Raw genomic sequence first — 13,880 nt, forward strand, 5'->3', positions numbered from 1 at the left:
GTGCTGATTAATGCCTAGTTTTTTCATCGACAGGCCTATTTTTGCCTGGGTGGTGGCGATCTTCATCATGCTCGCCGGCATCATCGCGATACCGCTGTTGCCGGTATCGCAATATCCTGATGTTGCGCCGCCGCAGATCTCCATCAACACGAGCTACCCCGGCGCTTCGTCGCAGGACACCTATCAGAGCGTCACCCGGCTGATCGAAAACGAGCTGAACGGCGTCGAAGGCCTGCTCTATTTCGAATCGACCTCCAGCGCTGCCGGCTCGGTCGACATCAGCGCCACCTTTGCACCCGGTACAGATCCGGGACAGGCGGCCGTCGACATTCAGAACCGCGTTCGCCGCGTCGAACCGCGCCTGCCCGATTCGGTCAAGCGCCAGGGCGTACAGGTCGACGAAGCCGGTTCCGGCTTCCTGATGATCGTCGCGCTCACCTCGACCGACGGCTCTATGGACGCCATCGGTCTCGGCGACTATCTCAGCCGCAACGTGCTGAACGAAGTCCAGCGCGTGCCCGGCGTCGGCCGTGCGCAGCTGTTTGCGACCGAACGCTCGATGCGCATCTGGCTCGATCCGGACAAGATGCTCGGCCTCAACCTGACCGCCGGCGACGTGACGAATGCCATCCAGGCCCAGAACGCCCAGATCGCATCCGGCTCGATCGGCGCACAGCCGAACCCGATCACGCAGCAGATCAGTGCTCCTGTTGTCGTCAAGGGTCAGCTGTCGAGCGCCGAGGAATTCGGAGCGATCGTGCTTCGCGCCAATCCGGACGGCTCCTCCGTTCGTCTGCGCGACGTTGCCCGCGTCGAGATCGGCGGCGAAAGCTACGCGTTTTCGACCCGCCTGAACGGCAAGCCGTCCGCGGCTATCGCCATACAGCTGTCGCCAAGCGGCAACGCGATGTCGACCTCGACGGCGATCAAGGAGCGCATGGACGAACTGTCGAAGTTCTTCCCGGAGGGCCTGGAATATTCGGTTCCCTACGACACCTCGCCGTTCGTTGCCGTTTCCATCGAGAAGGTGCTTTCGACGCTGGTCGAAGCGGTCGCGCTCGTCTTCATCGTGATGTTCCTGTTCCTGCAGAACATCCGCTACACCATCATCCCGACACTCGTCGTGCCGGTCGCTCTTCTGGGCACCTGCGCGGTGATGCTGGCGATGGGCTTCTCGATCAACGTTCTGACCATGTTCGGCATGGTGCTGGCGATCGGCATCCTGGTCGACGATGCGATCATCGTCGTCGAGAACGTCGAACGCATCATGTCCGAAGAGGGGCTGACACCGAAGGACGCCACCCGCAAGGCAATGAAGCAGATCACCGGCGCCGTCATCGGCATCACGCTGGTGCTGGCTTCGGTGTTCATTCCGATGGCCTTCTTCCCGGGCGCCGTCGGCGTGATCTATCGCCAGTTCTCGCTGACCATGGTCGTGTCGATCCTGTTCTCGGCACTGCTCGCGCTGTCGCTGACGCCGGCGCTGTGCGCCAGCTTCCTGAAGCAGGTTCCGAAGGGCCACCACCACGCCAAGCGCGGCTTCTTCGGCTGGTTCAACCGCAGCTTCGACAAGACCTCGCACGGCTATAGCGGCATCGTGAAGCGCCTGGTCCACCGCACCGGTCGCTACATGATCGTCTACATCGCCGTCTTGGCCGGCCTCGGCTGGCTGTTCATGAAGCTGCCGTCGTCGTTCCTTCCGGACGAAGACCAGGGCTTCGTGATCGTCATGATGCAGCTCCCCTCCGAAGCGACGGGCAACCGTACGACCGAGGTGGTGGAACAGGCGGAGAAGATCTTCGGCCAGGAGCCGGCTGTCGAACGCATCATCGCGATCAACGGCTTCTCCTTCTTCGGCACCGGACAGAACGCAGCGCTCGCCTTCGTGACGCTGAAGGACTGGAAGGAACGCGACGCCGACAACGCCGCTCAATCGATCGCCATGCGGGCCACCATGGCCATGAGCCAGATCAAGGATGCGATCAGCTTCGCGCTGTCGCCGCCGGCGATCCAGGGCCTCGGCACCACCGGGGGCTTCTCCTTCCGCCTGCAGGATCGTGGCGGTCTCGGCGAAGCGGCTTTGTCCCAGGCACGCGACCAGCTTCTCGGCCTTGCGGCTCAGAGCAAGATCGTGACCGGGGTTCGCTTCGAAGGCATGCCCGATGCGGCTCAGGTCAGCGTGGCCATCGACCGCGAAAAGGCCAATACCTTCGGCGTGACCTTTGCGGACATCAACTCGACGATCTCGACCAACCTTGGCTCGTCTTATGTCAACGACTTCCCGAATGCCGGCCGCATGCAGCGCGTGACGGTGCAGGCGGACGAGGGTCAGCGCATGCAGACGGCGGATCTGTTGAACCTCAACGTCCGCAACGCCAATGGCGGCATGGTCCCGCTCTCCGCCTTCGCGACGGTGGAGTGGGTCAAGGCCTCGACCCAGACGATCGGCTACAACGGCTACCCGTCGGTACGCATCAGCGGCGAAGCGGCTCCGGGTTACTCCTCCGGTGACGCGATCAACGAAATGCAGCGGCTTGCGGGCGAACTGTCGGCAGGCTTCGGTTACGAATGGACCGGCCAGTCCCTGCAGGAAATCCAGTCGGGTACCCAGGCGCCTCTCTTGATCGCGCTGTCGTGCCTGCTCGTCTTCCTGTGCCTGGCTGCGCTCTATGAGAGCTGGTCGATCCCGGTGGCGGTCATCATGGTGGTTCCGCTCGGCGTCATCGGTTCGGTGCTTGCCGTGACCATGCGCGAGATGCCGAACGACGTGTACTTCAAGGTCGGCCTGATCGCGATCATCGGCCTGTCGGCGAAGAACGCCATCCTGATCATCGAGTTCGCCAAGGAACTGCGTGAACAGGGCAAATCGCTGATCGATGCGACGCTGGAGGCAGCACACTTACGCTTCCGCCCGATCCTGATGACGTCGCTCGCCTTCACGCTCGGCGTTCTGCCGCTGGCGATTGCCACCGGCGCAAGCTCTGGCAGCCAGCGCGCCATCGGTACCGGCGTGATGGGTGGTATGATCTCGGCAACGGTGCTGGCGATCTTCTTCGTTCCGGTGTTCTTCGTGTTCGTCACGAAGCTGTTCGGACGCAAGAAGGTAGAAGCCACACCGGCTGCAGCCGAGACCCCAACACCCGCCGAATAACACTGCTATCGACGGCCCGCCCTCTCGGCGGGCCGTTCTGCAAGGAGGAATGAATGCGCAGAACGAAAGCCGATGCGGAGGCAACCCGGCAGAAGATCCTGAGCGCCGCTGAACGTGTGTTCTACGAAAAGGGTGTTTCAAACACCACGCTTGAGGAAGTGGCCAAGGAAGCGGGTGTGACCCGCGGCGCCATCTACTGGCACTTCGCCAACAAGACCGATCTTTTCCTGGCCCTGCACGATGCCGTGCCGCTGCCCCAGGAAGACATGATCGCCCAGGAAATCGAGGCCGAGGCCGCCGATACGCTGGCAATCGTCGAGGACGCCATGGGCGCCTGGATCGATATCCTGGCCGCCGACGAGCAGCGCCAGCGCATTCTCACCATCATGCTGCGCACCAACTACGACGGCGACATGAGCGAGGTCCTGACCCGCCACAAGGAACTCGACGAACATCATAATGCCCTGCTCGAACTGGCCTTTTCCCGCGCCCTTGCCAAGGGCTACATGCAGGACAGCTGGACGCCCACGTCGGCGACCCGCACGCTTCACTGGATGATGCTTGGGCTTTGCACCCAGTGGCTGCTCTTTGGTCGCCCGTTCGACATCGTCGCCGAAGGGCGTGACGGGCTGAGGCGGCTGTTTTCGAGCTTCCGCACGCCCTCCGCCGCCCGTTCTGCACTATCCACCGTCAGCTGAAGACGACGGTCTTATGGCCGTTGAGCATCACCCGCCGTTCCAGGTGCAGCTTGACGGCACGGGCCAGCACGCGGCTTTCGATGTCACGGCCGCTGGCGACGAAGTCCTCCGCCGTCAGCGCGTGGCTGACACGTTCGGTTTCCTGCTCGATGATCGGCCCCTCGTCGAGATCCGGGGTGACGTAGTGGGCCGTGGCGCCAATCAGCTTGACGCCGCGTTCGTGGGCCTGGTGGTAGGGCCTGGCCCCCTTGAACGACGGCAGGAACGAGTGATGGATGTTGATCGCCTTGCCGTAGAGGCGCTTTGACAGATTGTCCGAAAACACCTGCATGTACCGCGCCAGGATCACCAGATCGGCGCCGGTCTCCTGCGTCAGGCGCAACAGCTTTTCCTCCTGCTCTTCCCTGTTGGTCTTCGATACCGTCCAATGATGAAACGGGATCGCCTCGAGTTCCGCCGTGCGCCGGCTGTCCTCGTGATTGGAAACGATGGCGGCGACCTCGGCGTTCAGCCAGCCGACGCGGATCTGGTAGAGCAGACGCAGGAGCGCATGGTCGAACTTCGACACCAGGATGACGATCTTCGGCTTGCGTGCGGCTTCCGTCAGCGCGGTGCGCATCTGGAACCGGTCGACCGCCGGCCGCAACGCCCGCTCGACGTCGTCCCGCGTCATGCCATCGGGCGCCTGGAAGGCGATGCGCATGAAGAAGCTGTTGGTGTGCCGATCCCAGAACTGGCTGCTCTCGGCGATATTCGCGCCAAGGCCGGCCAGCTCCGTCGTCACTGCGGCAACGATGCCCGGCTTGTCGTCACAGGACAGCACAAGGATGAATGTGTTGGTGGCCATGGTCTCCTCCGATCGGCGGCTCTGCCGGGCGCGCTAGCGCCCTCCCCGATCGCTGCCTAGGGGGAGACGAGGACGACCGCAACCGCTGAGACGGCGGCGGCATGCGCTTTCTATCATCGTGATACGCCGATAGGCAGAAGGCGGCCGTCGTGGCCGCCTTCTGCAAGAATAACCGCAGCTGTCGATGCAAGGTCGCTGATGGAATCCCTCAGGGAAACCTCAGTGCGCCTCGTCCCAGTTCATCGCGGCGCGGGCATCGACCTTGAGCGGTACCCGCATGTCGAGCGCCGGCATCGCGGCATTTTCCATCACCGACACGACGATCGGGATGGTCCGCTCGACGTCGGCATCCTCGACCTCGAAGATCAGTTCGTCGTGCACCTGCAGCAGCATGCGGGCGGAAAGCTTCGCCTCACTCAGCGCCGGCTCGATTTTCACCATGGCACGACGGATGATATCAGCTGCGGACCCCTGGATCGGCGCGTTGATCGAAGCGCGCTCGTTGAAGGCGCGATGCGAGGGGATCGACGAGCGAATGTCGGGGTAATGTGCACGCCGCCCGAAGATCGTTTCGACATAGCCGTGCTCGCGGGCAAAGGCCTTGGTGTTTTCCATGTAGTCGCGAATGCCGGGGAAACGCTCGAAATACTTCTTGATGTAGTCGCTGGCTTCCGAGCGCTCGATCGACAACTGGTTGGCAAGGCCGAAAGCGGAGATACCGTAGATGATGCCGAAGTTGATGGCCTTCGCCCGCCGGCGGATTTCGCTCGGCATGCCCGCGACAGGAACGCCGAACATCTCCGAAGCCGTCATCGCGTGAATGTCGACGCCATCGGCAAAGGCCTGGCGAAGCTGCGGGATGTCGGCGACATGGGCAAGCACGCGCAGTTCGATCTGGCTGTAGTCGGCCGAAACCAGCTTGTGACCTGATGTGGCAATGAAGGCCGTGCGGATCTTGCGGCCTTCGGCGGTGCGCACCGGGATGTTCTGCAGGTTCGGGTCGGACGAGGACAGGCGTCCCGTCGTCGTCGCCGCCAGCGCATAGGAGGTGTGGACGCGTTTGGTTTCCGGATGGACGAAACCCGGCAAGGCGTCCGTATAGGTCGACTTCAACTTGGTCATCTGGCGCCAGTCGACGATCTTGCGCGGCAGTTCGTGGCCCTCCGCCGCGAGATCCTCGAGCACCTGCGCCGAGGTCGACCATTGGCCGGTCTTGGTCTTCGAACCGCCGGGCAGCCCCATCTTGCCGAAGAGGATATCGCCGAGCTGCTTGGGCGAGCCGACGGTAAATGTTTCGCCGGCTAACTTGTAGATCTCGTCTTCGAGCGCCGCTGCCCCTTGCGCCAGTTCGCCGGAGAGGCGCGACAGGATCTGGCGATCGATGGTGATACCGCGCTCTTCCATGTGGGCCAGTACCGGCACGAGCGGGCGCTCCAGCCGCTCATAGACGCGCACCAGCCCCTTGGCCACCAGCCGCGGCTTCAGCACGTGCCAGAGGCGCAGGGTGACTTCGGCATCCTCGGCGGCATAGGCGGTGGCGCGGTCGATATCGACATAATCGAAGGTCACCGACGATTTGCCGCTGCCGGTCATGTCCTTGTAGGCGAGCGGCTTGTGACCGAGCCAGCGCTCCGACAGCGCATCCATCCCGTGCGTGCCGTTGCCGGCATCAACGACGTAGGACATCAGCATGGTGTCGTCGAAGCCCTGGACGGTGATGCCGTGTCGCTTCATGAGGAGGTAGTCGTATTTGAGGTTCTGTGCGACTTTCAACACCGAAGGATCTTCAAGCAGCACCTTCAGCCGGCTGAGCGCCTCGCGCACCGGAATCTGGTTTTCAGCATGGCCGCCGCCGAGAAGATCGCCCACTCCTGTTTTATGGATCAGCGGCACATAGGCGGCGCGGATCACCGTTCCCGAAGGGTCCTTGCCATAGTCAGCAAGCGCCAGCGAGAAGCCGACGAGCTCGGCCTGCATGGCATCGAGCGACGTCGTTTCGGTGTCGAAGGCGACGAGGCCCGCGTCCTTGGCGTCGGCAATCCAGGCGTCGAGCGTCGGCAGATCGCGGATCGCGACATACCGCGAGTGGTCGATGGTAGCGCTGGCGAAAAGGGCTGCGCGCGATTGTGCGAGCGCCTCTGGTGTGGCGTCAGTGGCCTCGCCCGTGGAGGCTACCTGGCTCACGGCCGCAGGCGCGGCCTCGCCGGCACTCGACGACGCCGGGGCAGCCGCAGCCTTGTCGAGATCCGGTCCGCGCGCATCCGCGCCCCACTCGACCGGCACCGCGGCCGGTTCGACCACATCGGCGTCCGTATCGGTGGCGGCGGCCACGCGACGGGTGAGCGTGGTGAATTCCATCGCCTTCAGGAAGGCGACGAGGCGCGGCCCATCCTGCGGTTCGAGATGCAGCTCCTCGAGAGGGACGTCGAGCGGCGTGTCGGTGCGCAGCGTCACCAACTGGCGTGACAGGCGGGCAAGGTCGGCATTGGCGATGATGTTTTCGCGGCGCTTGGCCTGCTTGATTTCGCCCGCACGCGCCAGCAGCGTATCGAGATCGCCGTATTCCTCCAGCAATTGCGCCGCGGTCTTGGGGCCGATGCCGGGGATGCCAGGCACGTTGTCGGTCGAGTCGCCGGTCATCGCCTGAAGATCGATCATCTTTTCCGGCGGCACACCCCATTTCTCGATCACTTCCGGGATCGAGATCTGCTTGTCCTTCATGCTGTCGTACATCGAGACGTTCGGCGTCACGAGTTGCATCAGGTCCTTGTCGGAGGAGATGATGGTGACGCTGGCGCCCGCCTTTTCGGCAAGGCGCGTATAGGTGGCGATCAGGTCATCGGCCTCAAACCCTTCCTTCTCGATGCAAGGCAGGTTGAAGGCGCGCGTGGCGTGGCGGATCAGCCCGAACTGCGGGATCAGATCCTCAGGCGGCGCCGAGCGATTGGCCTTGTAGAGATCGTAGAGTTCGTTTCGGAACGTTTTCGAGGAATAGTCGAAAATGACGGCGAAATGCGTCGGCGTCACGCCGACGGAGGTGTCGCGCGCATCGGTGAGCAACTTCCACAACATGTTGCAGAAACCGGACACCGCATTGACCGGAAGGCCATCGGATTTGCGGTTGAGCGGCGGGATGGCGTGGAACGCCCGGAAGATGAATCCGGAGCCGTCGACGAGGAAGAGGTGATCACCGTTTTTCATGGGCAATGGATAGCGCGGGGTGAGCCAAACGTCCATTGCGGTTTTCTCGTCGAACACTACAATGTCCAGCTGTCACAGAGGAGCAAGCGATGCCGCATGACGTGCAATATGCACTGAGACAGTACCTTGTTCTTTCAGGGTTTGCCGGAGTCTGTTTCGTCATTTCCTGGCTGTTGAGCGATCCGGCATTCCTTGTCGTCATCAAGACCGTCTTTGCGCCGATCTATCTGCTTGCGACGACGGGGCTCGATGCCCATTTCAGACGGGCGGACGCCGCGCCGTGGCCACTGTGGCAGAAGGTCGAATACGCGATCGCTCGGGCCGCACTTTTCGTCGCCTTCATTATCGTCATGTGCATCAGGCCGGATCAATCGGCCCGCGATGTGGCGAAATCAGCGTTGGCGACTGCAATCGCGATCGGCGCCGTGGAGGTCATTTTTGCCTTGCGGAACCGGCGCTCGAAGGGCGCTTGAGCAATGTCCGGCTTTCACAGAAACGTTACGCATTTGTAATGTGCGATTCATTGGCCCAATCCTTGAAAAGCCACATTTGAATCCTCAAATCTTAGTCAACGGCACCGAGTGATGCCGTCTTCTGGTGATTGGCCTGTCCCCCGCCCGCACCAGATGAGGACAAAGGCCTTATCCCCCTCTCCGGGCCTTTGTCCCGTTTTCAGAGAACCGCCACGGCGCCGCCTCCGCGCCGTGGCGGTTTCTCGTTGGTTGGGTCAAGTCCTTGTCAAATCCTTGTGAGATAAGGCTTTCTCAAGTCCATCGCCTGCTTTGTAACTTGTCTTCGCGCCGCTTCGAGCGTACCCATTGGAGCATGGCCTTCAACCGTATGGAATCTGCGACTTACCTGGCCAGCCTGCTGGCCAAAAGCTTCTCGCGTGCACTTCAGGAGCGCGGTCAGAAGCTCGGCTTCGCGCCCGGGCAGTTTCCCGTCCTGTTGGAACTATGGGCCGAGGAGGGTCTGACCCAGAAACAGCTTCTCGACAGGCTCGACATCGAACAGGCGACCATGGCCAACACGCTGGCGAGAATGGAACGCGACGGGCTCATCGTCAGGCGCAAACATCCGCAGGACAAGCGTTCGCAGCAAATCTTCCTGACCGAGAGGGCGAGGGAAATCGAGGCGGCGGCCAAGGAGGCAGCGCTTGCCGCCGATCAGTCGCTGTTATCAGGCCTCAGGCAATTCGAGCGCGAACTCATGCTCGAATACATGCGCATGGCGCTTGCCCATGCCGCGCGTGACGGCGGTGCCGCGTGACAGGCAACACGTCTCCCTAATCGTTCCATCAAAAAATTTGGCTTAAATCCACCCGCATGAGGTTCTAAACAACCTGAGCGGGTTCGTTCGGACACGCCAAAATCGCTGCCGCCCGTCGAACGGCCGCATGATTTCGCTGCTGAAATCGATTCCGATTTGCGGCGTCATGCAGTAGGTTCCGGCAAAACTTGAAGCAAGGATATGCATGATGGCAGATATCACCCCCATCCTCGAGCGCGCAGACGCAAACCTGCCGAAGAGCCTGGACAGGCTTTTCGACCTCGTGCGCATCAAGTCGATCTCGACCGATCCGGCCTTCAAGGCCGATTGCCGCAAGGCCGCCGAATGGCTGGTCGCGGAACTGAACGGCCTCGGCTTCGACGCCTCGATCCGCGACACTCCCGGACATCCGATGGTAGTTGCCCATCACGCCGGCGCCACCGCCGATGCCCCGCATGTGCTGTTCTACGGGCATTACGACGTCCAGCCGGTCGATCCCCTGAACCTGTGGGACACCGATCCGTTCGAACCCGGCGTCAAGGAGCTGGAGCCCGGCCGCAAGGTCATCACCGGCCGAGGCACCGCCGACGACAAGGGCCAGCTCTTGACCTTCGTCGAAGCCGCCCGCGCCTACAAGGAAGTCCACGGTTCGCTGCCCTGCCGCGTCACGATCCTGTTCGAAGGTGAGGAAGAGTCCGGCTCGCCGTCGCTAAAACCTTTCCTCGAAGCCAATGCGGCCGAACTCAAAGCCGACTATGCACTTGTCTGCGATACCAGCATGTGGGACCGGGACACGCCTGCGATCTCGGCGGGCTTGCGCGGGCTCGTCGGCGAGGAAGTCATCATCAAGGCGGCCGACCGCGACCTGCATTCGGGCTATTTCGGTGGTGCTGCCGCCAACCCGATCCGCATCCTGACCGGCATCCTCGCCGGGCTTCATGACGAAAACAGCCGCGTGACGCTCGAAGGCTTCTACGAAGGCGTCGAGGAAACCCCGGCCCAGATCAAGGCTGCATGGGAGACGCTTGGCCAGACCGCGGAAAAATTCCTCGGCGAAATCGGCCTGTCGATCCCGTCTGGTGAAAAGAACCGTTCGGTCCTCGAACTCACCTGGGCCCGCCCGACCGCCGAGATCAACGGCATCACCGGCGGCTACACCGGCGAAGGCTTCAAGACGGTGATTGCCGCGCAGGCTTCCGCCAAGGTCTCCTTCCGCCTGGTCGGCAACCAGAACCCGGAGAAGATCCGCGAAGCTTTCCGCGCCTATGTGCGCTCGAAGGTGCCGGCGGACTGCACGGTCGAATTTCACGCCCATGGCGGTTCGCCGGCAATCCAGCTGCCCTACGATTCGAACCTGCTCAACACGGCAAAGCTCGCCCTTTCCGACGAATGGCCGAAGCCGGCCGTGGTCATCGGCATGGGCGGCTCGATCCCGATCGTCGGCGACTTCCAGAAGATGCTCGGCATGGAATCGCTGCTCGTCGGCTTCGGCCTTTCGGACGACCGCATCCATTCGCCGAACGAGAAATACGAGCTGCAATCCTATCACAAGGGCATTCGTTCCTGGATCCGCATCCTGAACGCGCTTGCCGCCTGATATCGAACGACGTCGTGGCGGGTCAGCCCGCCACGACCATCACCCCGCTTTCGAGATCATCACGACAAAGTCGGCGACAAGCGCTGCAAACACGCCGCTGCCGGTAACCACTACGCCGATGAAGAAGATGCGCGTCGCCTGACCGTAGACCTTTGGCTGCAGCGACCGCAGCTGCAGAAAGTCCCAGAGCGCATGCATCTGCAAAAGGATGCCGATCGCCAACAGGATGACGGCGGGAAGATCGCCCATATTCCATGGCACCGGATTGGCTGCCCACTGGGTGAGAAAGCCCAGCGAAAACGACAGCACCACGCCGACGACCGTCACCGTTCCATTGCGAAAAACCGGCTCGATCGGCTTTTCCTCATCGTTCTGCATCCGCCCGCCTCCGCTTTACCGTGTCGTGTTCGCGATTTCTTGACCAAACACCGGCTCCTGCCGGGGCATCGATCCTTGACCTGCTCGACCTCAGATGCTTCCCTTTTGCAAAACAAATCAGAATGGGAAATTGGATCGTTGGCAAGTGTGAGGACCGAGACGTCGCGTTCCGGACGCGAAACTGTGACGGGCTGGAGCCGCGATCGCGGCTGCTTTCATGAACAGATGCGTCCCGAGATAAAGGCGACGCCGTCGAAAGGGCCTTCGGCCAAGATTGTTGCAGCGATCGCGACACCGGTATGAGCAGGCTGCGCGCGTATTTCTGGCCCGTCGTCGGGCTGGCGGCGATCATCTTTTCGGTGCATGCGCTCTATCACGAGCTGAGCGGCCTCTCGCTGGACGAATTCATCGCCAGCTTCAAGGCGATTTCCCTGAGAAGCTGGCTGCTGGCGATCGGCGCAACGCTGGTCGCCTATGCAGCACTTGCCGGCTACGACAAGCTGGCGCTCGATCACCTCGGCCATCGTATCTCGCTGTGGTTCATCACCGTCTGCTCGTTCACCACCTATGCGCTCTCGCACAATCTTGGCGCCTCCGTCTTTTCGGGCGCTGTCGTGCGCTACCGGGCCTACCGATCGAAAGGGCTGACGCCGGGCGAAGTCGGCGTGCTCGTCGCCTTCTGCTCGTTCACCTTTACGCTCGGCACCCTGATGCTCTCGGCGATCGTGCTTCTGGTCAAACCGGAGATCATCGAGCGGTTCGCCGAGTTCCTGCCGGTCGAAATGTCGCTGACGACGGGCGTGCTGATCCTGGTCGTGATCGCGCTCTATGTGATCGGCAGCCTCGTCGGCCTGCCGTCGATCCGCACACGCTGGTTCCAGCTGCATTATCCCAAGCCCTCGATCGTGCTGCGGCAGCTGGTGATCGCGCCGGTCGAGCTGATCGGTGCCGCCGGGATCATCTATTTCGCCCTGCCGGAAGCCGGCAATCCGGGTTTCATCGTCATTCTCGGGATCTTTCTGGCGTCGTTTTCGGCAGCACTCTTGTCGCACGCGCCGGGCGGACTTGGCGTTCTTGAGCTCGTCTTCATCGCCGCCCTGCCGGAAATGGATCCGGCCGACGTGCTGGCGGCGCTGGCGATCTTCCGGATCCTCTATCTCGTCATCCCGTTCATCATGGCGCTCGCCGTAATCCTGGTGTTCGAACGGTCAAGATTCCTTGCGGAGCGGCGCGGACCTATTCAGTAGAGGTCGTCGTCACGGGGCGTTGCAGACGGTCGGAAGGGCCGCCTCCAGCGGTCCCTTCACTTCCTTGAGGCGCGCCGCTTCGATCTGATAGGGCGTGAACGGCGGCACCTGCAGCGAAGGATTGATGATCCGCGTCACGTAGCAGCCGGCGAAGAAGCGTACCCGCGAACGTTTTTCGATCGACTTCACCGCCACCGGAACAGCCGAATAGATGCTGCCGGCGCCGGCCTCGGTCTTCACCTTGCCGAGTTTTATTTCGACCGAAACGGTGCGGTCGTAACCGCGCGTGAAAGTCCTGTAACCGCCAACCGGTTTCGATTCGCCGAAATAACCGTAGGCGCGCGCATATTCCTTGCGATTGATGGCGTTGTAGAGCGAGCGAACGACTGCTGCACCATCCGATCGGTCGTCGATATAGGCGACGTTGTCCTGCGCCAGAGCTTCGGAATTCACGGCAGCGAGCGTCGAAAACACCAGCACGGCGGCGGACGGAAACGTCATGGCACTCCTCCTGATCGGCTTTTGGGGCAGCCAACCGAGCACAACATCAAGGCGAAGCCATAGCAAGATTCGCCAAAATATCGATATCGCGTCAGGTCGACGGCAGGCCCGCCTTGCGGCGGGCAACGACGCGCTCGCGCCAGACGGTGAAGATGCCGGCCGCAACCACGAGCACCGAGCCGGCAACCATGTTGGTGGTCAGCGTCTCACCGAAGAGGCTGACGCCCATGATCGACGCGAAGACCAGCTGCAGATAGGTCAGAGGCTGGACGGCGACCGCGTCCAGCACGTCATAGGCACGGATGAGGAAATAATGGCTCGTGGTTCCCGTGAGGCACAAGAGCAGCATCCAACCCCAATCGGGTGGCGACAGCGTCGTCCAGAAGAATGGGCCGACAAGGCTGATCGCCACGGCGCCGACGATGCCGGTGTAGAAGAAGCTCGTCATCGCCGGATCGTCGCGGCTGACCAGCCGCGTGACGATGACATAGAGGGCAAAGACAAGTGCTGCGGCCAAGGGCAACAGGAATGTGAGTTCGAACGCGCCTTCGGCCGGTTTCAGGATCAGAAGTACGCCGATGAGCCCAACCGAGATTGCCAGCCATCGGCGCCAGCCGACACGCTCGCCCAGAAGCGGCATCGACAGAAGCGCTACGAACAGCGGTGTCGCTGAAAGGATCGCCTGCGAATGCGCCAGCCCAACCATCGTGAAAGAGGTAATGATCATGACGATCTGCAGCGGCAGCAGCAGCCCGCGCAGTACCTGAAGCAATGGCTGTTTCGTCGTCGCCGTCAGCTTGAGCCCTCCCGTTGCGCGGGCGGCCAGCGCCACGGCGAACAGGGCAAAGGCCCAATAGCGGATCATCGCCACGAAGACCGGCGGATAGACACTGCCCAGATGTTTGGAGATGCCGTCCTGGATCGCAAAGATAACGATGGCGAGGAGCGCGTAGATATAGCCGTTTGCCTTGGAGCCCATGAACCGCGCCGA

Annotated in this window: 11 protein-coding genes; 6 read left to right on the forward strand and 5 right to left on the reverse strand. The window is 62.1% G+C overall.

Annotated elements, in window-relative coordinates; all coding sequences use genetic code 11:
* Nucleotides 1-10: 10 nt before the first annotated feature.
* The gene (locus ASD02_RS04140; RefSeq protein ID WP_025425445.1) at nucleotides 11-3,151 is read left to right on the forward strand and encodes an efflux RND transporter permease subunit; all 3,141 of its coding nucleotides are present in this window, start codon (nucleotides 11-13) and stop codon (nucleotides 3,149-3,151) included.
* 53 nt (nucleotides 3,152-3,204) lie between these two features.
* Entirely contained in the window at nucleotides 3,205-3,849 is a 645-nt protein-coding gene (locus ASD02_RS04145) for a TetR family transcriptional regulator (RefSeq protein ID WP_025425444.1), read from the forward strand.
* On the opposite strand, the gene purU is transcribed toward ASD02_RS04145, so the two are convergent.
* Together purU and polA are read right to left on the reverse strand one after the other, a co-directional pair.
* Nucleotides 3,842-4,696: a formyltetrahydrofolate deformylase gene (purU, locus tag ASD02_RS04150; protein ID WP_057219983.1), complete on the reverse strand. Its 855-nt coding sequence runs from the start codon at nucleotides 4,694-4,696 to the stop codon at nucleotides 3,842-3,844. The two genes, ASD02_RS04145 and purU, sit on opposite strands and share 8 nt — an antisense overlap.
* Nucleotides 4,697-4,915: 219 nt before the next feature.
* Nucleotides 4,916-7,897, reverse strand: a complete 2,982-nt coding sequence (gene polA / locus ASD02_RS04155) for a DNA polymerase I (protein WP_025425442.1) — start codon at nucleotides 7,895-7,897, stop codon at nucleotides 4,916-4,918.
* 89 nt (nucleotides 7,898-7,986) lie between these two features.
* On the opposite strand from polA, the gene ASD02_RS04160 reads away from it, so the two are divergent.
* The 3 genes from ASD02_RS04160 to ASD02_RS04170 all read left to right on the forward strand — a co-directional run bounded on the left by ASD02_RS04160 (nucleotide 7,987) and on the right by ASD02_RS04170 (nucleotide 10,763).
* On the forward strand, nucleotides 7,987-8,370 hold the full coding sequence (locus ASD02_RS04160) for a hypothetical protein (protein ID WP_025425441.1): 384 nt from the start codon (nucleotides 7,987-7,989) through the stop codon (nucleotides 8,368-8,370).
* A 352-nt stretch (nucleotides 8,371-8,722) separates the two neighbouring features.
* A complete protein-coding gene (locus ASD02_RS04165) occupies nucleotides 8,723-9,166 on the forward strand; it encodes a MarR family transcriptional regulator (RefSeq protein ID WP_025425440.1) in 444 nt (147 codons plus the stop codon).
* 205 nt (nucleotides 9,167-9,371) lie between these two features.
* Nucleotides 9,372-10,763, forward strand: coding sequence for a M20/M25/M40 family metallo-hydrolase (locus tag ASD02_RS04170; protein ID WP_025425439.1), 1,392 nt, complete (start codon nucleotides 9,372-9,374; stop codon nucleotides 10,761-10,763).
* 39 nt (nucleotides 10,764-10,802) lie between these two features.
* On the opposite strand, the gene ASD02_RS04175 is transcribed toward ASD02_RS04170, so the two are convergent.
* A complete protein-coding gene (locus tag ASD02_RS04175) occupies nucleotides 10,803-11,141 on the reverse strand; it encodes a hypothetical protein (RefSeq protein WP_025425438.1) in 339 nt (112 codons plus the stop codon).
* 299 nt (nucleotides 11,142-11,440) lie between these two features.
* On the opposite strand from ASD02_RS04175, the gene ASD02_RS04180 reads away from it, so the two are divergent.
* Nucleotides 11,441-12,388 carry a YbhN family protein gene (locus ASD02_RS04180; protein ID WP_025425437.1) on the forward strand — a complete coding sequence of 316 codons (948 nt, stop codon included), beginning with the start codon at nucleotides 11,441-11,443 and terminating at the stop codon, nucleotides 12,386-12,388.
* Between the two features lie 9 nt (nucleotides 12,389-12,397).
* Here ASD02_RS04180 and ASD02_RS04185 read toward each other — a convergent pair whose 3' ends face one another.
* Entirely contained in the window at nucleotides 12,398-12,889 is a 492-nt protein-coding gene (locus tag ASD02_RS04185; protein WP_025425436.1) for a hypothetical protein, read from the reverse strand.
* Nucleotides 12,890-12,980: 91 nt separating this feature from the next.
* Nucleotides 12,981-13,868, reverse strand: coding sequence for a DMT family transporter (locus ASD02_RS04190; RefSeq protein ID WP_025425435.1), 888 nt, complete (start codon nucleotides 13,866-13,868; stop codon nucleotides 12,981-12,983).
* Between the last annotated feature and the right edge of the window lie 12 nt (nucleotides 13,869-13,880).

It is taken from the genome of Ensifer sp. Root1252 (assembly GCF_001425885.1).
Taxonomy (GTDB): domain Bacteria; phylum Pseudomonadota; class Alphaproteobacteria; order Rhizobiales; family Rhizobiaceae; genus Ensifer; species Ensifer canadensis.

What these genes read in the sequence shown, in the direction of transcription:
- ASD02_RS04140 (WP_025425445.1), top strand. Translation starts at nt 11, where the DNA reads ATGCCTAGTTTTTTCATCGACAGGCCTATTTTTGCCTGGGTGGTGGCG.
- ASD02_RS04175 (WP_025425438.1), bottom strand. Translation starts at nt 11,141, where the DNA reads ATGCAGAACGATGAGGAAAAGCCGATCGAGCCGGTTTTTCGCAATGGA.
- ASD02_RS04170 (WP_025425439.1), top strand. Translation starts at nt 9,372, where the DNA reads ATGATGGCAGATATCACCCCCATCCTCGAGCGCGCAGACGCAAACCTG.
- ASD02_RS04145 (WP_025425444.1), top strand. Translation starts at nt 3,205, where the DNA reads ATGCGCAGAACGAAAGCCGATGCGGAGGCAACCCGGCAGAAGATCCTG.
- ASD02_RS04160 (WP_025425441.1), top strand. Translation starts at nt 7,987, where the DNA reads ATGCCGCATGACGTGCAATATGCACTGAGACAGTACCTTGTTCTTTCA.
- ASD02_RS04190 (WP_025425435.1), bottom strand. Translation starts at nt 13,868, where the DNA reads ATGGGCTCCAAGGCAAACGGCTATATCTACGCGCTCCTCGCCATCGTT.
- ASD02_RS04180 (WP_025425437.1), top strand. Translation starts at nt 11,441, where the DNA reads ATGAGCAGGCTGCGCGCGTATTTCTGGCCCGTCGTCGGGCTGGCGGCG.
- ASD02_RS04185 (WP_025425436.1), bottom strand. Translation starts at nt 12,889, where the DNA reads ATGACGTTTCCGTCCGCCGCCGTGCTGGTGTTTTCGACGCTCGCTGCC.
- purU (WP_057219983.1), bottom strand. Translation starts at nt 4,696, where the DNA reads ATGGCCACCAACACATTCATCCTTGTGCTGTCCTGTGACGACAAGCCG.
- ASD02_RS04165 (WP_025425440.1), top strand. Translation starts at nt 8,723, where the DNA reads ATGGCCTTCAACCGTATGGAATCTGCGACTTACCTGGCCAGCCTGCTG.
- polA (WP_025425442.1), bottom strand. Translation starts at nt 7,897, where the DNA reads ATGAAAAACGGTGATCACCTCTTCCTCGTCGACGGCTCCGGATTCATC.